We start from the raw sequence: 23,233 nt of genomic DNA on the forward strand, positions 1-23,233 counted from the left end.
TAGTTGTAGAAATTAGTTAGTTTAATTACCAGTTATATTATTTTTTAATTGGTATTTATGTCATTTTGACCATGTTTTACTTAGATTAAATACTCAAAGTAGGATGTAAGCTAATGATATATTTCATAATTATTAGTTGAGCTTTGTTAACTATTGACTCGATAATTTAATTGCGATCTATTAGTTTCTAAATGAAAGATGATCTTAAACCATTTGCAAATGCAACATAGATAGAAATTCGTATAACTTACTGAATGCAAAGTGATTTACAAAATTAATAATCAAATTATCTTTAGTGTTTCTTCTTTTAAAACAGTGGTTTATGTGTAATTAACTTTTTTATAACATTTCATTCCGAATGAGATCTAAATCAATCTTATGCAAATGAATGAGTTTTTTATTTGAAATGTCATATTTCTAGGTTAACTTAAAATAAAAGGCAGCAGAGGAATTGTTGCCAAAAGAATAAATTAACACGTCAGTTGGCGAAACATTTCGCCAGTGTCTTAATTCGCTTTTTTAATGCCGTTAAGAATGGAGTCTTCAATGAAGAAAGTCGCTTTGATCACTGGATCAAAAGGCGGAATTGGTTCTGCTATTTCCTCTCAATTAGTAAATGATGGTTATCGAGTAATTGCTACTTATTTTACAGGTAATTATGAGTGTGCTTTGGAATGGTTTAATGAAAAAGGGTTTACCAAAGATCAGGTACGCTTATTTGAATTAGATGTGACAAACACCACGCAGTGTGCTGAAAAACTGGCACTTTTGCTTGAGGAAGAAGGGACTATAGATGTTGTCATCAACAATGCAGGTATCACACGTGATGGCGTGTTTAAAAAGATGACTGCACAAGCTTGGAATGACGTCATTAACACCAATCTAAATAGCTTGTTCAATGTGACTCAACCTTTGTTCGCGACTATGTGTGAAAAAGGTGGTGGTCGCATCATTAACATCTCTTCCGTTAATGGTTTGAAAGGACAGTTTGGACAAGCAAACTACTCAGCGGCTAAGGCTGGCATGATTGGTTTTTCAAAAGCTCTGGCATATGAAGGTGCTCGTTCTGGTGTGACTGTGAATGTTATCGCTCCGGGATACACCGGCACCCCAATGGTAGAGCAGATGAAACCGGAAGTGCTTGAATCTATCACCAACCAAATCCCAATGAAGCGTTTAGCAACGCCAGAAGAAATTGCAGCATCAGTAAGCTTCCTAGTGAGTGATGCCGGCGCATACATCACCGGTGAAACATTGTCGGTGAACGGCGGTCTATACATGAGCTAAGGAGTAGAGTGATGGAAAAAGTATTTATCGTTGCAGCAAAGCGTACGCCAATTGGTGCGTTTGGTGGAAGCTTAAAAAACACCTCAGCAGGAAATCTAGCTGCAGTAGCAATAAAAGGTGCGCTTGAGGCAGCTTCTTTGGCAGCAGATAAGGTCGATGAAGTTATTGTTGGTAACGTTGTTGCAGCCGGTCAAGGTATGGGTGTTGGACGCCAAGCTGCACTGTTTGCAGGTATCCCGGAGTCAGTCCCTGCATACGGCGTAAACATGGTATGCGGCAGTGGTATGAAAACCGTCATGGATGGCGTTTCGCATATTCGCAGCGGTGATGCAGAAGTCGTGGTGGCTGCCGGCGTTGAGGTCATGTCACAAATCCCATTCATCGTGCCTAGCAGTGTGCGAGATGGCAACAAAATGGGTCACATGGAGCTGAAAGATCTCCTTATCTCAGATGGCTTAACGGATGTTTACAACCAGTACCACATGGGAGTGACGGCTGAAAACGTTGCAAAAGAGGTAGGGTTGTCTCGCCAACAGCAAGACGAATACGCACTTTCGAGTCAGCAAAAAGCTGTCGCAGCTATCGAGGCAGGTAAATTCAAAGATGAAATTGTTCCTGTTGAAGTTAAGCAGCGTCGAGAAACGGTCGTGTTTGACACCGATGAATACCCGAAAGCCAATGCCACACTTGAAGGTTTGAGCAAGCTGCGCCCTGCGTTCGACCGAGAAGGTACAGTGACAGCAGGTAATGCATCGGGCATTAATGACGGTGCAAGTGCCATCATTTTGGCCTCAGAAACTGCAGTTCAAGCGCATGGTTTAACACCAATTGCCGAGGTAGTGAGCTACGCACAATCTGGTTTAGACCCTCAAATTATGGGGCTTGGTCCTGTTGAGTCAGTGAACAAGGCACTACAAAAAGCCGAGCTGAAAACCAGCGATATCGATGTTTATGAATTAAACGAAGCCTTTGCTGCTCAGGCATTAGGCGTGATTCATAAACTGGCTGAAACCAACCAAGTACCAGTAAGCTCGATTCAAGATAAAGCCAATTTTAATGGTGGTGCTATCGCATTGGGTCACCCACTTGGTGCATCAGGTAACCGAATTTTGGTTACGTTGGTTCATGAACTTCACAAACAAGACGGTCAGTACGGGGTTGCTTCACTTTGTGTGGGCGGCGGTATGGGCACGGCTGTGATTGTAAAAGCAGTTAAGTAGTTATTTAAACGGACATTTTTAATTCTTTCTCTAGGAGATAAACCATGTACACTGATTTCTTCAAAACTTTTAGCGATCAAACTGAAAAGAATCTAGAACCATACTTGAAGTTCAACAAGCTAGTAACAAAGAACGTAGAAGTGCTTACTGAGCTTCAACTGAACGCGATCCGTACTTACAGCGAAGTGGGTCTAAACCAAATGAAAGCAGCGTCAGAAATCAAAGACGTGACTTCTCTAACGGCTTTCAACAGCCAACAACTTACCGTTCTTACTAAACTTTCTCAGCAAATGATGGACGACAGCAACAAGCTGCAATCTATCGCAAAAGAGTTCAAAGAAGACGTTGAGAAAATGACTTCGGAAAACCTAAAGACTGTTACTCCAGCGTAATACGTCCGCTTGCGCCGCCCGCTTTTTGGGCGGCGTTGTTTTTTCCGAATATAGGAGTAAGACTATGTTTCAACACTTCTTTTCGGACTATCTTGTAAAGCTTCAGGAAACCAATCAACAGTGGTGGCATGATTTCGAAGTGAACAAGGCAGTCGTGAATTCTCCTCTGAACAAGGCCATGCAAGAAGTGAACTTTGAAGATACTGCTAAACTGTTCGAACAAGCGGCAAACCAACCCGCTGCAATTTTGAAGTTGCAAGCAGAGTGGTGGGAGCAGCAGCTTCAAATTTGGCAGAATGTGGCTCTAGCAGGTAATCAAACGCAACTTATCGAAGCAGAGAAGGGCGACAAGCGTTTCTCAAATGATGCTTGGCAGCAAGAGGCCATGTACAGCTTCATCAAGCAATCATATTTGTTGTTTAGTAAAACCTATCTAGACACGCTCGATTCCATCGAAGGTCTTGATGAGAAGACGAAAGAGCGTATTACCTTCTTCTCTCGTCAGGCTATCAACGCACTTTCTCCATCTAATTTCATCGCGACCAACCCAGAACTGCTTAAACTCACTCTTGAGCAAAATGGTGAAAACCTACTGACGGGTTTAGAGAAGTTAAAAGAAGATTTTGAGTCGAGTGCCGACATTCTCAAAGTACGCATGACCAACAACAATGCGTTTCGCGTTGGGGATGATGTAGCGACGACTGCGGGCGATGTTGTGTTCCAAAACGAATTGTTTGAGCTGATTCAGTACCGTCCCTTGACGGAAAAAGTGAATGCGACACCGCTATTAATCGTTCCACCGTTCATCAATAAGTACTACATCCTTGACCTAACGGCGAAAAACTCAATGGTTCGTTGGTTGTTAGAGCAAGGTCATAGCGTATTTATGATGTCTTGGCGCAATCCGGGTAAAGAACAAGCGCAGGTTGAGTTTGGGGACTACGTAACCGAAGGCGTAGCGAAAGCGGTTACTGCGATTGAAGATATTACTGGTCAAGAGCAAATCAACGCAGCTGGCTACTGTATCGGTGGTACGGTTCTCGCCAGCACCGTAGCTTACTATGCAGCGAAACGTATGAAGAAGCGTATTAAGTCTGCGACCTTCTTTACGACCTTGTTGGACTTCTCTCAGCCGGGGGAGGTTGGGGCATACATCAATGACACAATCATCAGTGCTATAGAAACGCAAAACAACGCCAAGGGTTACATGGATGGTCGCTCGTTAAGCGTGACATTCAGTCTGCTGCGTGAAAACAGTTTGTACTGGAACTATTACGTCGATAATTACCTCAAAGGTAATAGCCCTGTTGATTTTGACCTACTGTATTGGAACAGTGACAGCACTAATGTGAGCGCCGCTTGCCATAATTTCTTACTGCGAGAACTCTATTTGGAGAATAAACTGGTACAAGACAAGGGTGTAAAAATTGGCGGTGTTTGGATTGATCTCAACAAGATTAAGATCCCAAGTTATTTTGTATCGACCAAAGAAGACCATATTGCACTGTGGCAAGGAACGTATCGTGGTGCTCTGAATACAGGTGGTAATAAGACCTTTGTTTTAGGAGAGTCAGGGCATATTGCTGGTATCGTGAATCACCCAGCGAAAAACAAATATGGATATTGGTTGAACGACAATCTTGATGACTCGGCGGACGAATGGTTCAACAACGCGAATCATCAAGAAGGTTCTTGGTGGACGCATTGGCACCAATGGTTGATGCAGTTTAACCCGAAAGAGCAAGTTGAGCCTTTCCCAGTTGGTTCTGAGCAAAATCCGGTTATTGAAGATGCTCCTGGTCAGTATGTTCGACAAGTTCTGCCTATCAACGAGTCCTAGACTGCTCCTCGCAAGCAGTATTATTTGGCGATCTGAATGGTCGCCTTTTTTCTGTCTGAAGCTTTGCTTCGCAAGGAGCAAAGAATCATCACAACAAGCAAGTGTGAGAACCTCCATAAGCCGTCAGAGAGTATTGGGTTTGGTGCTTTGGTTGGAAACGTAGAAAGAAAAAACGCCAAGCAAATGCTCGGCGTTTTCCGTCAACAAAATAGGCAAAAAAGTTGACTGGTTCGAGGTGAATTACACCTCTTTATCCTTACCTAGTGAGAGTAGCCATAGAGAGATTGCTGCTACTCCGACAAAGCCGGAAAGAATAATGACTGGCATTGCGCTGTATCCAAGGAAGTGCCAGATAAAGGATTCAAGATTACTCATTGTCTATGTTTCTCCTTATTGCCAGCCTTCAACACCGTGCATGTCAGGCAGTTTGTGTGCGATACCTTTATGACAGTCTACACAAGTTTTATCGCCTGAAGCCAGAGCGGTAGAGTGTTGAGCTGCCGCTCGTTTACCCTGCTGCGAGTAGTCCATGTAATCAAACTGGTGACAGTTACGACATTCAAGAGAATCATTCTTCTTCATACGCGCCCACTCACGTTCCGCTAAGTGTTCACGACGAGCTTGGAATTTCTCCGGCGTATCGATCGTCTTCGTTACGAAGTGAGCAAACAACTCTTTAGACGCTTGAACTTTACGAACGATCTTATCGGTCCATTCGTGTGGCACGTGGCAATCAGAACAGATTGCACGAACACCAGAACGGTTCGAGTAGTGAATCGTTTCTTGAATTTCAGCGACGATAGGAGCGTGACAGCCAGAACAGAATTCTTCTGTATTGGTCGCTTCCATACCTGTGTTGAATGCGCCCCAAAACAGAAGACCACCAGCGAAGCCAAGGAATAAAACCACACCAGCGGCAGCTTTACTCGGGCTCGACAGTCTCTTCCAAAACGCTTTAAGTATTTTCATAAGTAACCTCTTAGTACTCGCGTTTCAATTACTGAAGCGAATCGACTGCCTTAAACTCGTTTTCCACTAATGGTTTAGCATCCGTTTGTGGAACGTGACATTGCAAACAGAAGTAACGACGTGGTGACATGTCTGCTAGTACCGCGTCTTCACGGTTAACGTAGTGCGTTACACTGATCTTGGTAGCGCCTGCGTCTTTAGCATTTTTCCAGCTGTGACATGCTAGACATTTGTTTGCGTTCAAAGACACTTCGTAGTTACGGATGCTATGAGGGATCAGTGGCGGCTGATATACAAAGCTGTCTGCAACGATCTGGTCTTTGGGAAAGTCTTTAAAATCATCTGCAGGGCGAGTGTCTTCAAGTTGCGCAGTGCCGCGTAGCGAGTCTAGACCGCCTGTGCCACCTGGATTGTCCAGTTCCGCTTGTGCAACGCCTGTCAATAAAGCACCTACAGATAAAAGTGCGATAAGGTATTTTTTCATCATTTCATCTCCGCCTTATGGCTTAAATTCTTTTTAGGCCGCCGAGTCGACGGCCTTTGCATTCGTTATTTGACGGTTAAGCAATTTTCGTGATTTTGACTGGACACTTCTTAAAGTCTGTCTGTTTTGACAGAGGGTCAGTCGCATCAAGAATCAGCTTGTTAATCAAAATACGGGCATCAAAGAACGGTACGAATACCAAGCCTTCAGGTGGACGGTTACGACCACGGGTTTCAACACGAACGCGTACTTCGCCACGTTTGTTTGCAATCAGAACTTCTTCACCGCGACGTACATTACGTTTTTTCGCATCCGTAGGGTGCATGTAAACCACAGCGTCTGGTACAGCTTTGTAAAGCTCTGGTACACGACGAGTCATAGTACCTGTGTGCCAGTGCTCAAGAACACGACCTGTACATAGCCATAGGTCGAACTCTTCATTTGGTACTTCTGGTGGCGCTTCGTAAGGCGCAGAAATGATCTTCGCTTTACCATCAGCATTACCGTAGAAGTCCCAACCTGAACCTGCTTTAGCGTATGGGTCAGAACCTTCTTTAAAGCGCCATTGTGTTTCTTTGCCATCAACAACCGGCCAACGTAGACCACGTACAGTGTGGTAGACATCGTAAGGTGCTAAGTCGTGACCGTGACCGCGACCAAATGTTGCGTACTCTTCGAACAGACCTTTCTGAACGTAGTAGCCGAAGTGGTGCGAATCATCGTTTAGTTCACGAGCTTCTTCGATAGGGAACTGGTCAACTTGACCGTTCTTGAACAGCATGTCGTACATGGTTTTACCACGGTACTCTGGTGCTTTTGCAAGAAGCTCTTCTGGCCACACTTCTTCCATCTTGAAGCGTTTAGAGAATTCCATTACCTGCCAAAGGTCAGATTTTGCATCACCGATGGTCTCTACTTGTTGGTACCAAGCTTGTGTACGACGCTCTGCGTTACCGTAAGCGCCTTCTTTCTCGATCCACATTGCAGTAGGAAGGATAAGGTCAGCGGCTTGCGCTGTTGCTGTTGGGTATGGGTCAGACACAACAATGAAGTTTTCTGGATTACGGTAACCTGGAAGACGCTCTGTGTTGATGTTTGGACCAGCTTGCATGTTGTTGTTACATTGAACCCAATAACAGTTCAGAACGCCATCATGCAACATGCGGTCTTGCAGTACCGCGTGGAAACCTGGTTTCGGTGGGATGGTGCCTTCTGGCAGTTTCCAGATCTCTTCCGCGATTTTACGGTGTTTAGGGTTAGCAACCACCATGTCTGCAGGTAGACGGTGAGCAAACGTACCAACTTCACGAGCGGTACCACATGCTGATGGTTGACCCGTTAGTGAGAATGGACTGTTGCCCGGAGTAGCAATCTTACCGGTTAGTAGGTGGATGTTGTAAACCAAGTTGTTCATCCATACGCCACGAGTATGTTGGTTCATACCCATTGTCCATAGCGACATCACTTTCGTGTTTGGATCCGCGTACTGCTTAGCAAGCTCGATTAGTTTCTCTTTTTCTACGCCTGAGATTTCAGATGCTTTCTCTACGGTGTAAGGCGCGACAGTCTTCTTGTATTCTTCGAAAGAGATTGATGTTAGCTTGCCAGAGTTCGGGTTCTTAGCGGCTTTTTGTAGCGGGTCATCGTCACGCAGACCGTAACCGATGTCAGTGTCTGTTTTGGTAAAGTTCGTGTGCTTGTTCACGAAGTCCCAGTTCACTGCATCGTTTTGAATGATGTAGTTTGCGATAAAGTTAGCAATCGCAAGGTCAGACTGAGGATTAAAAATGTAGCCGTGGTCTGCCAACTCAAATGAACGGTGGTAGTAAGTAGAAAGCACGTTCACTTTTACATGAGGGTGGCTTAGGCGACGGTCAGTAATACGAGTCCACAGAACTGGGTGCATTTCTGCCATGTTTGAACCCCAAAGAACGAATGAGTCAGCGTTCTCGAAGTCGTCGTAACAACCCATTGGTTCATCGATACCAAATGCACGCATGAAGCCTACTACTGCAGATGCCATACAGTGACGCGCGTTCGGATCGATATTGTTTGAACGGAAGCCTGCTTTCATCATTTTGGCTGCGGCATAACCTTCCATTACTGTCCACTGACCAGAACCGAACATACCGATGCTGGTTGGACCTTTCTTCTCTAGAGAAGCTTTCCATTTCTCAGCCATGATATCGAAAGCGGTGTCCCAAGATACAGGAGCGAAGTCACCGTCTTTGCTGTATTTGCCATCTTTCATACGTAGAAGAGGCTGAGTCAGACGGTCTTGACCGTACATGATCTTAGAAAGGAAGTAGCCTTTGATACAGTTCAGACCTTTGTTTACCGGCGCTTCAGGGTCACCTTGAGTCGCCACGACTTTGCCGTTTTGAGTACCAACAAGAACAGAACAGCCTGTACCACAGAAACGACAAGGTGCTTTGTCCCATGTGATTTTAGTTTGGTCAGAGCTTGCAATCAGATTGGTTGCAGAAGCTGGTAGTGTAATACCTGCGACAGCAGCAGCTGATGCAGCCGCGTTTGCTTTCACAAACGCACGTCTTGTCATTTTCATACTTCACCCTCGATTTGGGAATGTTGTGTTCCAGTGTCTTCTTCTTCCGTTTCTTCAAGCCCAGTTTCGATTTGGTGATAAACCAATACTGTGCTCAAGACATTCGGTAAATTATTAATCGCATCGATAGTGTCGGTGATGAAACCTTGATTCTCAGTTTCTAGCACCACCACGATTTTGCCTTCTGGGCTGTCACCGTAGATTTCTGCGTTTTCGTACGCTTCAATCTGGGTTTTAACTTCAGCCAAATGTTCAGGCAGAACATGGACTACCAGACTCGAAATGTGCACTTCGTTTAGTGACATACATCTCTCTCGTTTTATCGCCTATCGTGCCGACCACTAACGGCTAGGCTGTTATATTGCTCACATTGATGGATGAAGTAGGGCACACTGAAACACAGGCGCCGCAGCCGTTACACTCATCAAGGTCTAAATTTGGTTGTGCTACTTTGCCAAGTTCTAACTTGAACTTAATCGCCATCGGGTCGCACATGTCCCCACAGCTTCGGCATTCGACATTTTGTTTTGCTAAACAGCTATCGGTGATGCTCGCTTTTGCCTGCCAAGGTTGCTCCGCTTCTGCTAAAAATAGTGGCTCTGGGCAAGCCTCGGCGCATTGGTAACAAAATGTGCATTCATCAATAGAAAAATCGACTGTAGGAAAACCGCCGTCGCTTTTGGTTATAATCTTGGTTTCACATGCCTCGATGCATTTGCCACAGCGAGTGCAGTCATCCGTGAATTGAGTTGGCTTTGCTAACCAAGGAAGACGTACCAAATTATCCGGTTGCGCTTTGCGTGCAAAAAGTCTTCGTCTAGAAAGGTCTACCACTTAGTCACCTCAAAAATTGAAACCCAAACTAAGCATAGTCCACAATTTCATTAATAAACTGTCATTTAAGTACACGAAATTGTAGTTTTTGACATATATGTATAAATACCTCTTAGGAGGTAATTAGGATGCAATATTGTTTTGGATCAATAAATTCCGGCGCAGGTGATCACATATTGATAAAGTTGAAAGATAATGCGCGTTGTATAAAGACAAACGTGGTTATCAAACGAGCGGAGTTCAGAGTTGTTTAAAAATGTGAAAAAGTCAGTAACACGCACTATTGCGTCTGCCATGATGTTGATTTTACTCCTATCGGTGGCGACGACTGGCTTTGCTATATTCACTCTTGCATCAAGCCTTAATGATGCGGAGGCGGTCAACGTAGCGGGTTCGATGCGAATGCAGAGTTATCGTTTAGCCCATGATATTCAAAGTGAATCTGTTGACTATTCTTCACATATTGACTTATTTGAGCAGTCAATTTACTCCCATTCAATGCTGGCACTACAGCATTGGTCAGTGCCAGAAGATATTACAAAAGACTACTATCGGTTGATTCTGCGCTGGCACGAGCTGAAATCGGTACTAAAGAGCCAAGATAGAGACAAATATCTGATCTTAGTGGCTGGTTTTGTTCAACAAATTGATGCTTTTGTATTTAAACTGCAGAACTACTCAGAACAAAAACTGATCAACTTAGCGTGGATTGGTGGCTTGGGGCTTGGCGGCATACTGTGTGTCAGTATGTTTGTCGTGCACTTTGTGAGACTAGAAGTTGTCAGACCTTTACGCGCTCTTGTGTTTGCAAGTGAACAAATTCAGAATCGTTCGTTTAATGTGTCACTCAATGTATCGAGTGACAACGAAATGGGTATTTTGACCCGAACTTTCAATAGGATGGCGAACGATCTTGGTAAGCTATATCGAGGGTTGGAGCAAGCTGTCGACGAGAAAACACGTAAGCTACAACATGCTAACCAATCGCTGAGAGTGTTGTATGATTCGTCGAAAGAGCTGACGGCTTCACGTATCTATCAGGAGAATTTCCAAGCGATTTTACAACATATTGCAAGTTTGGAAGGAATTCGTGCAGTTAAGCTCGAAATTGATCAAATTGGGGAACCAAATTGGATACTCTCAGAGGGGGAAGAGTGCCGTCACGAATGTGATAGCGAATGCCACACGAAGATATTAACGCTGGACGGTGTTCACCTTGGGTATTTGCATTGGAAAGCGGGTTTGCCGTGTCCTAATGAGTCTCTTATTGACAACTTTGTTCAAATTTTATCTCGTGCGGTATATTACAACCGAGCGCAGAGACAAGCTGAGCAGCTGCTTTTGATGGAAGAACGTGCCACTATCGCTCGTGAGTTACACGATTCATTAGCCCAAGCATTGTCTTATTTGAAGATCCAAGTATCGCTACTCAAACGAAGTGTGAAGAATATTCCTGATGACAAAGCGATAGAGCAGACAAATCAAGTCATTGCTGAACTCGATACTGGGCTGTCAGCAGCATATACCCAACTTCGTGAGCTTTTGACTACATTCCGCCTAACAATAAAAGAGGGTAGCTTTGGTCAAGCGCTTCAAGAAATGGTTTCGACGCTTGATGATCAAACTGCGGCGAAAATCTCGCTTGATAATGAGCTTTCTTCAACTGAATTAGATGCACACCAGCAGGTCCATCTACTACAGTTGATCAGAGAAGCGACAATAAATGCGATCAAACATGCTCAAGCGAACAATATTAAGATTCAATGTCTTGATTCTGATGGGAAAGTCACAGTGACTGTTACCGATGATGGTATAGGCTTTGAGCAGCAAGACGAAAAATTAAATCATTACGGTATGAGTATCATGCAAGAGCGAGCAGCCAGATTGCACGCTGAGTTGCAAATTGAAGCCGCAGCTAATAGCGGCTGTATCGTAAGACTAGAATTCCAACATAGTAAGGAAGTAAACATTGACAGTGTGTAAAGTAATGCTGGTGGATGATCACCCACTCATGAGACGTGGTATTCATCAGTTACTCAGTTTTGAGCCAGAATTTGAAGTCGTCGCAGAGGCAAGTAGCGGTGCGGATGCGGTTGCGAAAGCTCATGAACTTGAGCTGGATTTGGTACTTCTTGATCTGAATATGAAAGGCATGTCTGGTCTAGATACGCTAAAAGCTTTGCGTGCTGACGGTTGTGAAGCTCGCATTGTTATTCTCACCGTATCGGACAGTCCGGCAGACATCGAAGCTATCGTGCGTAGCGGCGCAGATGGTTACTTGTTAAAAGACACAGAGCCAGATGAATTGGTTGAACTGCTAAAACAAGCACACGAAGGGGACAAAGCCTACAGCCAAGCGGTAGCGAAATACTTAAATGAGCGTGAAGGTCAAGAAGACGTATTTGACTCATTGACTGACCGTGAAACGCAAATCCTCCAAGAGGTGGCGCGTGGTTTTCGCAATAAGCAGATTGCCGATCGCCTGTTTATCTCTGAATCGACCGTTAAAGTGCACATGAAGAGTTTGCTGAAAAAGTTAAAAGTACCTTCACGTACTGCAGCGACAGTGCTTTATCTAGAGCGATTCGGCGAAATTAAGTAGCACTTTAGACGCCCATTCTAGAAACGCCAAATAGAAAAAACCGCCCAAACAAGGGCGGTTTTTTATTGGTCTGGGCGAATGGAGTACAAATCACTATTGTGTTTGCCACACTCCAAATAGTAACGATGCGCCGCTTTCTTATCTTCCGCGACGACTCTCATACTGTGCATTTTCCCCTGTTCAAAGTAGCGAATTTCGTATTCTACACTCGTATCAAGTTGCTCAGCAGCAGCCATGCTACGCCTCCATAAACTATCCTGATGTTATTGAAGCAATTTATATGCCACTTTAAGGAACGCTATATCGTTCGAGTTTTGGCTAATAATTGCGCACTAACTCACTTTTTTGCGGATAGTTGTGATAAAAAAGTTAATTTCAAACTCTATATACTACTAGGGTGGCAATGTCACTTTGCCAGACTGACGTAAGTTTGCCGCAATAATAAGTGATTTAGATTGAGTATAGAACTTAATCAATGGAAAAGGGAATATGGATCGGTGATGAAATTAAAAAGTTTATCTAATAAAGCGGTTCGATATGGATGTATCTTGTTATCTATTTTGGCGCTTGCTGGTTGTGCGAAGAAGTTTTTATACAGCAATATTGATTGGGTAGTGATCGAATATTTAGATGACTATGTGTCTTTAGATGGTGAACAAGAAGCTCTGGTAGAGGAGCGAATCTTATTATTAGCCGATTGGCACAAGAAAGAAGAATTACCTTTATATATCGATCACTTAAAACAATTGGAGGCACTGAATAAAGACAGCATTACGTTGGAAGCATTGCAAGCGAATCGAGACCAAATGCGTGAACATTATCAACGTCTTGTTTCGAAAGCCGCTCCAGATCTGTTCTCGTTAAGTATGCAGCTCGATAATCAACAAGAAGTAGAGTTTATTGATAGTGTAAGAGAACGTTATAAGGAGAGAGATGAAAAATATGTAGGAAAAACGGAACAAGAACTGAGAGAAGTTGTCTTAGAGAATACAGAGGAGTGGATGGAAGAATGGTTGGGGAAATTATCTAGCCAACAAAAAGCGCGAGCCAAACAGCTTTCTCAACAAGTGATTATAAATAGTCCCTTATGGCGTGATTATCGATCTTCCATTATTCAAGAATTAGAATATCTTTTCGAAAATAAAACCAACAGCGTGGTTTACCAGCAGGTATTCATGCAGCTCTTATTTGAACCAGAAAGTTATTATAGTGATCAATTGACTAAGAATATTGATCAAAATATCGCACTAACGGATCAATTCACTCTAGATATAGCTCAATCCATGAGTGATAAACAATGGAAACACTTCCATGGCAAAATCCGAGAATGGCGAGAACTTGCCGAAGACCTATTGAATTAAAACTCGATAAATCAAATTCTTAATGTGAGTGCTGTAGGAGTGCGCCAGCACTTTTTAATGAAAAACTGATTCAAAGCAAATTCTTATCGCCTCATGAGCGTAACATGGTTTGTCGAACCATGTTGGATAGGATCCTCGCATACCAAGCATCCCTGTGCGTGGCATCCTTCGCCCAAAACAATGAGAATAATTATGAAACATTTAGTTGAAAGATTTCTTCGCTACGTCACGTTCGATACTCAATCTAATCCCCACGAATCAGCTTGCCCAAGCAGCAGCGGGCAACTGGTGTTTGCTCAGCAACTTAAAAAAGAGATGATTGAGCTTGGCTTAAGCAATGTGACGTTAAGTGACAACGGCTACTTGATGGCAAAACTGCCATCTAACGTTGATTACGATGTACCTGCTATTGGCTTTATCGCGCATATGGACACTGCACCAGATGCCTCTGGTAAAAATGTAAATCCTCAGTTTATTGAGGACTATCAGGGTGGCGATATTGCACTTGGTTTGGGCGATGAAGTGTTATCACCAGTCCAATACCCAGATTTGCACGATCTTCATGGCCACAACCTGATCACGACTGATGGTACGACACTACTTGGTGCTGACAACAAAGCCGGTATTGCAGAAATTCTTTCCGCGGTTGCGATGCTGATTGAAAACCCTCAAATCCCACACGGTGATATTTGCATTGGTTTTACACCAGATGAAGAAATTGGTCGTGGTGCGGACTTGTTTGATGTTGAAAAGTTTGGTGCGAAATGGGCGTACACTATCGATGGTGGCCCTCAAGGCGAGCTAGAATACGAAAACTTTAATGCAACCAGTGCAGATGTCATTTTCCATGGCGTGAGTGTTCACCCTGGTACAGCAAAAGGCAAATTGGTTAATGCGATGAACTTGGCGGCAAAATTCCAAGTGCAAATGCCAGAAGATCAGACGCCAGAAACCACAGAAGGCTACGAAGGCTTCTTCCATCTTAAATCAGGTGAACTTGGTGTGGCTCGCAGTGAGCTAGGTTACATCATCCGTGACTTCGATCGTGAAGGTCTAGAAAGCCGTAAAGCCTTCATGCAGAAACTTGTCGATGATATGAACGCTGGGTTGAAGCATGGCTCTGTTGAGTTGAAGCTCACCGACAGCTACTACAACATGCGTGAAATGGTTGAACCATACCCGCACATTATCGACTTGGCGAAACAAGCGATGGAAGATTGTGATGTGGAACCTCTGATCAAACCAATTCGTGGCGGAACAGATGGCGCTCGTTTGTCATTTATGGGTTTACCGTGTCCAAACATCTTCACTGGCGGTTATAACTTCCACGGTATCCACGAGTTTATTTCAGTTGAGATGATGGAGAAATCGGTTCAAGTGATCGTTAAGATTGCTGAGCTAACGGCGAAGAAGCACGGTTAACATCATTTGCTGAGTAATCTCACCATTCAAGTAAACAAAAGCCCAGACACGTGTCTGGGCTTTTTAATTTTGCTCGAGCGAAATGAATTCTGTACGTTTATTAGCCATCCAAGAGGTGGTTTAACGAACGCTTTTTTCTTCGATTTCACTAATTGGTAGCCAGTTCACTTCGACTCCGGCTTGGTCGAACATATCTTGGCTTACTTGAATCTTATCACCCCAACGAGACAAGAAATCTTCAGACTGTTCCGGGCAACTCACGCGAGCGATACCTGTCTGAATGATCTTTGCCGCACAGTTTGGGCAAGGGAAGTGCGTTACCCAGATATCACATCCATCTAAGTCGCGCTTTGAAAACAAAATCGCGTTCTCTTCTGCGTGCAGTGTTTTTAAGTATTTCAGTTCACGTTCATCCGTATCCACACTGTCAGAAACACCATGTGGGTAGCCGTTGAAGCCAACAGAAACAATGCGGTTTTGTTTTGTGATAACCGCACCTACCTGTGTCGATGGATCTTTACTCCAAGATGCCACCAGCTCAGCCATTTGGTAAAAACGTTTCTCCCATTTAGAAATCATACTTATCCTCTCGGTCGAAAGCTTTGAATTATCTGCATGATAACGCATTCTGTTTAAAAAAATAGTCAAAACATGTCTAGCGATCATGAAGATTCTATTTTCCTATGTAGACTTTGATTTCCAAGTGATGATGACGCCATATTCTCATTGCTTACTTCACATCAATTTTCAGCGTGATTCGTGTACATGATCGCAACAAATTTAGCCTGTTGATTACGATGTTTGCGAGTCGTTTCATCGGCTTACACTTTGATACACTTTCCCCGGTTTCTCTTGAAGTTTTCGGACAAAGCACCCTGTAAGGTTAGGGTATTGTCAAACGAATCCTGTTCTATAAAGACGGTATATACATGCAAAAGAAACCACTCGTCGCACTAATGGCGGCAACAGCTATCCTCGCGGGATGCGGAGAAGCAAACAATGCCCAGAAGGGGGCGCAAGCTCCTCTTGTTGTGACTCAAGATGTCACAATTATCGACTACCAACCGAGTAAGTCTTACATCGGTCGCATTGAAGCAGTAGAAGATACGAATATTACGGCACAAGTCTCCGGCTATCTTGAAGCTCGCCATTTTGACGAAGGTCAGATGGTAGAGAAAGGGCAGTTGTTGTACTCCATCGAGCCTTCTTCTTTTGAAGCGCAAGTGGCGAGTGCAAAAGCAGCGCTAGCTCAGGCAAAAGCGGCGCTTAAGAAAGCAGAGCTCGACCACCAACGTGGTAAAAACTTGTTGCCACGTGGCAGTATTTCCCAATCAGAGTTCGATGCGTTGACGGCGACGTTACTTGGCGCGCGAGCAGAGCTTGAAGCAGCAAACGCTCAGCTTAAGCTTGCGGAAGTAAACCTTTCTTACACTCAAATTCGTGCTCCATTTAGCGGTCGCATCAGTGACAGTAAAGTAAGTACTGGTGATCTGCTTTCCCCATCTTCTGGCATTTTGACGACATTAGTTAGCCTAGACCCAGTGCATACCTCATTCAGCGTGAGTGAACGTGAACGTTTAAACCTTGGTATGGACGGTATTAAAGGCGACGGTAGTGCAGAGTCGAGTGGCGTTGAGGTTCAGCTTGAACTGGAAAACGGAGAGTACTTCGAACATCTAGGTCAATTGGACTTTTTAGGTAATCGGATTAATACGCAAACCGGTACGATCGCGATGCGCGCAGTGGTACCAAACCCTGAGCAAAAGCTACTTCCTGGCCAGCACATTAAAGTGAACCTTCGCGATAAGAATGCAAAAGACGTCATCGTGATTCCTCGTCGTGCAGTGCAAACGGACCTAGAAGGTGACTTTGCCATGGTGATGGCAGAAGGCAATGTTGCGGAGCGCCGTAACGTTGAACTTGGTGCGCAAGTAGAGCAGGGTATCATCATCAAAGAAGGTTTGAACAAGGACGACACTGTGATTACACAAGGTCTACAACGTGTACGCAACGGTGTAGAAGTGCGTATTCAATCACCTGCTGAACAGAAACAGTAGGAGGCGTCATGTTAAGTCGTTTCTTTATTCAAAGACCGAAATTCGCACTGGTTATTTCGATCATCTTGACGTTGGCAGGTGCCATCTCATTAGCGATCTTGCCTGTTGCTGAATATCCTAAAATCAGTCCACCATCGGTGAGCGTGACAGCATTTTATACGGGTGCAAGTGCTGAGGTTGTGGAGCAGGCGATAGCCGACCCAATAGAAACCTCCGTGAACGGCGTTGAAAACATGATTTACATGTCTTCAAAGAGTGCTAACGATGGTTCTTACAGCCTAAACGTCACCTTCGATGTGGGTACTGATCCAGACATGGCGCAGGTTAACGTGCAAAACCGTGTATCGCAGATTGAGTCAAAACTGCCTCAAGAAGTACGCATGGTAGGCGTAACGGTGAAAAAGCGTTCTCCTGACTTGTTGATGGTTTTGAACTTCTACTCACCTGACGGTAAGTACGATGACAAGTTCCTTATCAACTACATCAATCTGAACGTAAAAGACCAACTGGCGCGTGTTAAGGGCATCAGTGAAGTTAACGTTATCGGTGGTGGTGAATACGCGATGCGTGTTTGGTTAGATCCAGAAAAAATGGCTAACCTGAACCTCACAACAACTGATGTGTACTCGGCGTTGGCAGAGCAGAACGTACAGGTAGCGGCCGGTCGTATTGGTGCTGCGCCATACAACAACCCTCAAGAAGTTCAGTTTAACTTGGTGACCAAAGGTCGTCTTGAGAGCGTGAGCGAGTTTGAGGATGTAGTACTTCGTGCAAACCCAGATGGTTCTACTGTATACCTAAAAGACGTCGCTCGCGTTGAGCTTGGTAAGAAGTTCTATGATGGTAACGGTAAGTTCCGTGGTCAAGATGCTTCTATCGTCGCGTTGTCACTACAATCAGACGCAAACGCATTGGAAAGTGGGCAAGCGGTCATGGACTTGCTTGAACGTTTGAGCACGAATTTCCCTGAAGGCATGGCTTACGAAACCAGTTATGACACAACCGTGTTCGTTGCTGAGTCGATCAAGGGTGTAGTGAAAACGCTGATTGAAGCGATCTTGTTGGTAATTGCAGTTACTTACCTGTTCCTTGGTAGTGCGCGCGCAACCTTAATTCCTGTTGTTGCGATTCCAGTATCCCTTATCGGCACATTCGCTATCATGCAGGCGACGGGTTTTACCATCAACACGGTAACCCTATTCGGTTTGATCCTCGCCATCGGTATCGTGGTAGATGACGCGATTCTAGTTATCGAAAACGTCGATACCACTATGGCGAAAGACCCAACCATTTCACCACGCAAAGCCACTTTGCTGGCGATGAAAGAAGTAACGGGGCCAATCATTACCTCGACCTTGGTTCTATTGGCGGTATTCCTACCAGTAGCCATGCTTCCGGGGATTACCGGCATCATGTACCGTCAGTTCGCATTGACGATCTGTATCTCGGTAGTTATCTCGTCTATTAACGCATTAACGCTGTCTCCAGCACTATGTTCGCTGGTATTGAAGCAGGGTGGTGGTAACACGGCAAATTGGTTCCAAGCGTTCAACCGTGGTCTAGAGCGTGTAACAGCGCGCTACGGTCAGATCGCTGGCTTCTTGGTCAAGAAGTCTATGTTGCTGATTGCTTTCTTCTTCGTCGCGGTTGCCGCAGTAACTTTCTTCGCGAAAACAACGTCTACGGCGTTTGTACCTCAAGAAGATAAAGGCATTTTGTTGGTGAACGTGCAACTTCCGGACTCTGCGTCACTTTCTCGTACCGAAGAAGTGACCAATGAACTGATGAAGATGGTTGAGCAAGAACCGGGTGTTGATGGCGTGACGGTTGCGAATGGTTACTCATTCATGACGGGTGCCGCAGCATCAAATGGTGCGTCTCTGTTTATCAAACTGCATGATTGGGATACGCGTAACTCACTTGACGGTGAACATGCTGCTAACGCAATTGCAAACCGCATCAACGGTCGTGCTGCGATGGAACTGCCGCAAGCGATAGTATTTGCGATGGGACCTCCTGCCGTTCCGGGTATGGGCGCAGCCTCAGGCTTTGAATTTGTACTTGAGGACACGTTAGGTCGTAGCCGTACTGATTTGTCGATGGTAATGGGTGAAATGATTCAGGCGGCTAACCAAGCTCCAGAAATCGCATATACCTTCAGTACCTTCCGTGCAAATGTACCGCATTACTATGTCGATATTGACCGTGAGAAAGCACAACAGTTAGGTATTCCACTGTCGTCAATCTTCCAAACATTGCAAGGTAACCTTGGCTCGCTATACGTGAACGACTTCACCATGTTCGGTAAGAACTTCCGTGTGACCATGCAAGCAGACAGTGAACACCGCAGCAGTATGGAAGATCTTGAGCGTTTCCACGTGCGTTCTTCGAGCGGCGATATGGTGCCACTGAGTACATTAGTGAGCTACGAACAGGTGTTTGAGCCGGATGTTGCATGGCGTTATAACATGTACCGCAGTGCCATCATCCAAGGTCAACCTGCTCCGGGTTATTCAAGTGGTGACGCGATTGCAGCAATGGAACGTGTTGCGGCTGAAGTTCTGCCACAAGGTTACACCTACGAGTGGACGGGTATGGCGTATCAAGAAGTCTTGGCAGGTAACCAAGCGATTTACGCGTTCGCATTGGCATTGATCTTTATCTACTTGTTCATGGTGGCGCAGTACGAGAGTTGGAGTATTCCTTTAGCGATCATCCTAGTGGTGCCAGTGGCAACGTTGGGTTCCTTCCTCGCATTGAACTTAACCGGAACGCCACTTAACTTGTACGCTCAGATAGGTCTCGTCCTGCTCATAGCGCTCGCGGCGAAGAACGCAATCCTAATTGTGGAATTCGCCAAGCAAGAGCGTGAAGAAAAAGATGTGGATATCGACAGTGCAGCAGTACAAGGGGGTAAGCTTCGTTTCCGTGCTGTTAACATGACGTCTTGGTCGTTTATCTTGGGTATTTTCCCATTGATCTTCGCCGCTGGTGCGGGTCATGTGAGTCAGAACTCATTGGGTATTTCCCTAATTGGTGGTCTGCTGTGTGTGCTTCTAGCAGGTACTTTCCTGATTCCGGGCTTCTACGCTCTGGTACAGAGAAAACGTGAGAAGATCCACGGTGGTAATACCAAACTGGTTCCTTTAGATGATGAATAAGCGCTAAGTAACTTTAAATAGAAAAGCCCGAAGCATGAGAGTGCTTCGGGCTTTTTGTCGGTACTCATTTAAACTGAGTAAGTGAACTTGGGCTACGCGCTGCGAGTTTTAAATTCCGCAACCGCTTCGTCCATGTCATGGGCTTGAGCAGAGACAGAGTCGACTTCATGCAGACACTCTTGTGCAGATTGCATGTTGTTTTCTGAAATCACGTTCAATTCAGTAATCGAGTCGCTCACCTGATTCATCACGATGCCTTGCTCTTCAATGGCTGATGCGATGCGTTCAGAGTTGCCTTGAATTGCATGCATGTCTGCAATGATTTGCTGAAGGCTTGAATCCAGCTTCTCCGATGCTTGCAGGGTTTGCTGACCCTGATCGTTACATTGGTCGATATCAGATACGACCATCGACATTTGTGACTGAATGTCTGATACCACGCGAGTGATCTCTTCTGTCGATTGATGAGTACGACTTGCGAGTGCGCGTACTTCATCCGCCACGACGGCAAAGCCACGACCTTGTTCGCCGGCACGTGCTGCTTCAATTGCTGCGTTTAGCGCGAGTAGGTTAGTTTGCTCTGCAATATCTTGGATGATGTTTACTGCACCGCCAATTTTCGCTACATGTTCGTTTAAAGAGCCAATTGATTGCTGGCTGTTCGAGAGAATACCAGTTAATTGACCGACATTTGTTACTGTGGTTTCAACAACGGTACGACCTTGCTCCGCATTGTTTGCAGCTTGGTGAACGCCTTCTACTGCCACAGAAGTACTTTCAGAGATTTCACCAATCGTGGCGACCATTTGCTGAACTGCTGTTGCCATTGATGAGGTATGGTCTGCCTGAGTGTGGAACTGTTCCATCACACCTTCTAGTTCGCGATGCATGTTGTCAGTACTTGCTGATAGCTGTGCTGACTTCTCTTGTGTGCCATGAATCAGGTGCTCAAGCTTATCCAACAGATCGTTTAAGTGGTGGCTGATGTCCGCCAGTTCATCTTTACCTGCCAACTCTGAACGTAAACCCATGTTATTACTTTCACTGATGTTCTTTATGGTCGCAAGCAGGCTACTAACGCGTGCATTGATTGAGCGTGAGATTTGCGAAATCAGAGCTAAGATAATAATAAATACTACCGCAGTGATAACTTGTTTCACCATGGTGTTTTGACTATCACGTTCGGTCGCTGCATTACTCAACGCAGATGAGAAGGTCTTAAATTGTTCTTCTACTGTGTGTGATAGGGCACGAGTGTCACCCAGTAGACCTTTGTTGTACGCGACTCCAATCGTCTGTCTCTGCGTCGCAAGTTGGCGCGCATTTTCGATTAATGAAGGAACATACAAACCTTGCAACAGACCTTCGTCCATTTGTCCGGCTTTAACTCGTTGCGCGAACTTAGTCAGTGCCATTACTTGTTGGTGGTTTGCATTTTGCTCGGCTTCAGATAAAGCCTGTTCAAAGCTCGCTAATAGACCACTATTTGCATCGAGACCATAGCGTTCGTAAGCAGCAACTAATTTTTGAAATCCTTTTTGGTAAGCCAGTAAATCTTGCTTGAATTGATGACTAGAAGGAAGTTCATAAAGGTTGAGAATGCCAGCCAATTCTTGTTCGATACCCAAAAATTTGTCGACGTTAGCATTGAATTTATCGAGGTATTTGATGTTGCTGCGTAACAAGAAGTCTTTTTCATTACGGCGCAGGTTAAGGAGACGAATTTCGAGATCGCCAACCAATTTGATTGCATGGTTGAGCTCTTGGCTTTGGTTAGCGAAGTGTGACGAAGTACCCAATAGGGTCACAATGCCAAGAATGGCAATTACTCCTAGGGAGTAGAGCTTGTGCCTAATAGTCATATAGTTTGTCCTGAAGAATTGACTAAGTTAAGAAACCCAAAGAGGCTTCCAATGGCTAGCTCTGACGTTTGTTAGTACAGCACTTTCTGGCGTTGCTGTTTTTTTGTCGCTTGCTTGGTTTTGCTATCAAGTCTGCGACGTTGTGAAGCGCGAGTTGGTTTCGTTTTAATACGCTTCTTTTCCTGTCGGCTGGCAGATTGTATCAACGCTTGTAATCGATTTAGTGCGTCTTCTTTGTTCTGCTCTTGCGTCCGAAACTGCTGAGCTTTAATGATGATCACCCCTTCTTTTGAAATCCTACTATCCGAAAGGGCGAGGAGTCGCTCTTTATAGAATTCCGGCAGTGTGGAATGACGTACATCAAAGCGCAGATGTATTGCGGACGATACCTTATTAACGTTCTGCCCACCATTTCCTTGAGCCCGGATAGGCAATAATTGGACTTCCCAATCTTGAATTGTGACGGAGTTCGAAATTTTGAGCATGATTACTAAATGCCAATAAGGAATGTGACGATGGCTGATAAATTACCATCAGAGATGTACAAATAGAAGAATTGACATGAACACAATAGATTTAAGCCCCTATAAAGGGTTAATTTTCGATATGGACGGCACCTTGATTGATACGATGCCAGCGCACTTAGCTGCATGGCAAGCGACAGCAGACCGTTTCGAGTTCCCTTTTAACCAAGAGTGGTTGCATAGTTTAGGGGGCATGCCAAGCTTCAAAATTGTTGGCGAAGTGAATCGTCAACACGGTTTATCTCTCGACCCAAAAGTTGTTTCTCGTTTCAAAATGGACACGTTTGCAGAAATGGAACAACACGGTGAAATTATTTCATGCACGAATACGGTTTTGGACCAACATCTTGGTAATAAGAAGATTGCTGTTGGAACAGGCAGTCAACGTGATAGCGCACTGCGTCTGTTAGCAAAAGCAGGCATTCTGAAGAAGTTAAATGCTGTCGTTACGGCAACGGATGTAGAAAATCACAAACCTTTCCCAGATACGTTTCTTATGGCAGCCGAACAGCTTGGTTTGTCTGCACAAGAGTGTGTGGTGTTTGAAGATACCGAGTTAGGAAAAAAAGCCGCTCATGCCGCAGGAATGGATTGTGTGATGGTCGAGGGTAATGAGCTAGTATTTTATCCAAAATCTTAACTTAATAAGTTA

The 23,233-nt window shown here is 44.7% G+C and carries 21 protein-coding genes; 11 read left to right on the forward strand and 10 right to left on the reverse strand.

The genetic code is table 11. From position 1 onward, the window contains the following. Positions 1–546 precede the first annotated feature (546 nt). The 4 genes from OH459_RS26675 to phaC all read left to right on the forward strand — a co-directional run bounded on the left by OH459_RS26675 (position 547) and on the right by phaC (position 4,739). Entirely contained in the window at positions 547–1,287 is a 741-nt protein-coding gene (locus tag OH459_RS26675; RefSeq protein ID WP_005453606.1) for an SDR family oxidoreductase, read from the forward strand. Positions 1,288–1,298: 11 nt separating this feature from the next. Continuing rightward, positions 1,299–2,507 (forward strand): acetyl-CoA C-acetyltransferase, encoded by a 1,209-nt coding sequence (locus tag OH459_RS26680; RefSeq protein ID WP_017188734.1) that lies wholly within the window; start codon positions 1,299–1,301, stop codon positions 2,505–2,507. A 44-nt stretch (positions 2,508–2,551) separates the two neighbouring features. Further along, positions 2,552–2,899, forward strand: coding sequence for a phasin family protein (locus OH459_RS26685; RefSeq protein WP_005453608.1), 348 nt, complete (start codon positions 2,552–2,554; stop codon positions 2,897–2,899). 64 nt (positions 2,900–2,963) lie between these two features. After that, positions 2,964–4,739, forward strand: a complete 1,776-nt coding sequence (gene phaC / locus OH459_RS26690; RefSeq protein ID WP_269989545.1) for a class I poly(R)-hydroxyalkanoic acid synthase — start codon at positions 2,964–2,966, stop codon at positions 4,737–4,739. Positions 4,740–4,979: 240 nt separating this feature from the next. On the opposite strand, the gene OH459_RS26695 is transcribed toward phaC, so the two are convergent. The 6 genes from OH459_RS26695 to napF all read right to left on the reverse strand — a co-directional run bounded on the left by OH459_RS26695 (position 4,980) and on the right by napF (position 9,592). Continuing rightward, entirely contained in the window at positions 4,980–5,114 is a 135-nt protein-coding gene (locus OH459_RS26695) for a TIGR02808 family protein (protein WP_005433365.1), read from the reverse strand. Between the two features lie 15 nt (positions 5,115–5,129). After that, a complete protein-coding gene (locus OH459_RS26700) occupies positions 5,130–5,708 on the reverse strand; it encodes a NapC/NirT family cytochrome c (protein WP_005453621.1) in 579 nt (192 codons plus the stop codon). Between the two features lie 28 nt (positions 5,709–5,736). After that, complete coding sequence (locus OH459_RS26705) at positions 5,737–6,192, reverse strand: nitrate reductase cytochrome c-type subunit (protein WP_005453623.1); 456 nt, start codon at positions 6,190–6,192, stop codon at positions 5,737–5,739. 76 nt (positions 6,193–6,268) lie between these two features. Beyond that, positions 6,269–8,758 carry a periplasmic nitrate reductase subunit alpha gene (gene napA, locus OH459_RS26710; protein ID WP_269989548.1) on the reverse strand — a complete coding sequence of 830 codons (2,490 nt, stop codon included), beginning with the start codon at positions 8,756–8,758 and terminating at the stop codon, positions 6,269–6,271. Further along, on the reverse strand, positions 8,755–9,063 hold the full coding sequence (locus OH459_RS26715; RefSeq protein ID WP_005453631.1) for a chaperone NapD: 309 nt from the start codon (positions 9,061–9,063) through the stop codon (positions 8,755–8,757). Before OH459_RS26715 ends, napA begins: the two co-directional genes overlap by 4 nt. 43 nt (positions 9,064–9,106) lie before the next feature. Then, positions 9,107–9,592 carry a ferredoxin-type protein NapF gene (gene napF, locus OH459_RS26720; protein WP_269989551.1) on the reverse strand — a complete coding sequence of 162 codons (486 nt, stop codon included), beginning with the start codon at positions 9,590–9,592 and terminating at the stop codon, positions 9,107–9,109. Positions 9,593–9,838: 246 nt separating this feature from the next. Here napF and narQ point away from each other — a divergent pair, with 246 nt between their 5' ends. Together narQ and OH459_RS26730 are read left to right on the forward strand one after the other, a co-directional pair. After that, entirely contained in the window at positions 9,839–11,575 is a 1,737-nt protein-coding gene (gene narQ, locus OH459_RS26725; RefSeq protein WP_009696218.1) for a nitrate/nitrite two-component system sensor histidine kinase NarQ, read from the forward strand. After that, positions 11,562–12,194, forward strand: coding sequence for a response regulator (locus OH459_RS26730; protein ID WP_005453637.1), 633 nt, complete (start codon positions 11,562–11,564; stop codon positions 12,192–12,194). The genes narQ and OH459_RS26730 overlap by 14 nt, the downstream gene beginning before the upstream one ends. Positions 12,195–12,256: 62 nt before the next feature. On the opposite strand, the gene OH459_RS26735 is transcribed toward OH459_RS26730, so the two are convergent. After that, positions 12,257–12,430, reverse strand: coding sequence for a hypothetical protein (locus tag OH459_RS26735; protein WP_005453640.1), 174 nt, complete (start codon positions 12,428–12,430; stop codon positions 12,257–12,259). 264 nt (positions 12,431–12,694) lie between these two features. Here OH459_RS26735 and OH459_RS26740 point away from each other — a divergent pair, with 264 nt between their 5' ends. Both OH459_RS26740 and pepT read left to right on the forward strand, forming a co-directional pair. Further along, the gene (locus OH459_RS26740; protein ID WP_029790038.1) at positions 12,695–13,555 is read left to right on the forward strand and encodes a DUF6279 family lipoprotein; all 861 of its coding nucleotides are present in this window, start codon (positions 12,695–12,697) and stop codon (positions 13,553–13,555) included. A 192-nt stretch (positions 13,556–13,747) separates the two neighbouring features. Further along, positions 13,748–14,977, forward strand: a complete 1,230-nt coding sequence (gene pepT / locus OH459_RS26745; RefSeq protein ID WP_005453643.1) for a peptidase T — start codon at positions 13,748–13,750, stop codon at positions 14,975–14,977. 120 nt (positions 14,978–15,097) lie between these two features. Here the strand turns inward: pepT and OH459_RS26750 are convergent, their stop codons facing one another. After that, positions 15,098–15,556 carry a dCMP deaminase family protein gene (locus OH459_RS26750; protein ID WP_005453645.1) on the reverse strand — a complete coding sequence of 153 codons (459 nt, stop codon included), beginning with the start codon at positions 15,554–15,556 and terminating at the stop codon, positions 15,098–15,100. A gap of 350 nt (positions 15,557–15,906) precedes the next feature. On the opposite strand from OH459_RS26750, the gene vmeY reads away from it, so the two are divergent. After that, a complete protein-coding gene (gene vmeY, locus OH459_RS26755; protein WP_005453651.1) occupies positions 15,907–17,034 on the forward strand; it encodes a multidrug efflux RND transporter periplasmic adaptor subunit VmeY in 1,128 nt (375 codons plus the stop codon). Between the two features lie 8 nt (positions 17,035–17,042). Next, complete coding sequence (gene vmeZ, locus OH459_RS26760) at positions 17,043–20,195, forward strand: multidrug efflux RND transporter permease subunit VmeZ (protein ID WP_005453652.1); 3,153 nt, start codon at positions 17,043–17,045, stop codon at positions 20,193–20,195. A 92-nt stretch (positions 20,196–20,287) separates the two neighbouring features. Here vmeZ and OH459_RS26765 read toward each other — a convergent pair whose 3' ends face one another. Then, entirely contained in the window at positions 20,288–22,057 is a 1,770-nt protein-coding gene (locus OH459_RS26765; RefSeq protein ID WP_017819301.1) for a methyl-accepting chemotaxis protein, read from the reverse strand. A gap of 71 nt (positions 22,058–22,128) precedes the next feature. Then, positions 22,129–22,542 (reverse strand): alternative ribosome rescue aminoacyl-tRNA hydrolase ArfB, encoded by a 414-nt coding sequence (gene arfB / locus OH459_RS26770; protein ID WP_005453654.1) that lies wholly within the window; start codon positions 22,540–22,542, stop codon positions 22,129–22,131. A gap of 76 nt (positions 22,543–22,618) precedes the next feature. Here arfB and OH459_RS26775 point away from each other — a divergent pair, with 76 nt between their 5' ends. After that, positions 22,619–23,221 (forward strand): beta-phosphoglucomutase family hydrolase, encoded by a 603-nt coding sequence (locus OH459_RS26775; protein WP_005453655.1) that lies wholly within the window; start codon positions 22,619–22,621, stop codon positions 23,219–23,221. Positions 23,222–23,233 lie beyond the last annotated feature (12 nt).

This window comes from Vibrio sp. MM46 (assembly GCF_027587135.1).
In the GTDB taxonomy this organism is placed as follows: domain Bacteria; phylum Pseudomonadota; class Gammaproteobacteria; order Enterobacterales; family Vibrionaceae; genus Vibrio; species Vibrio harveyi.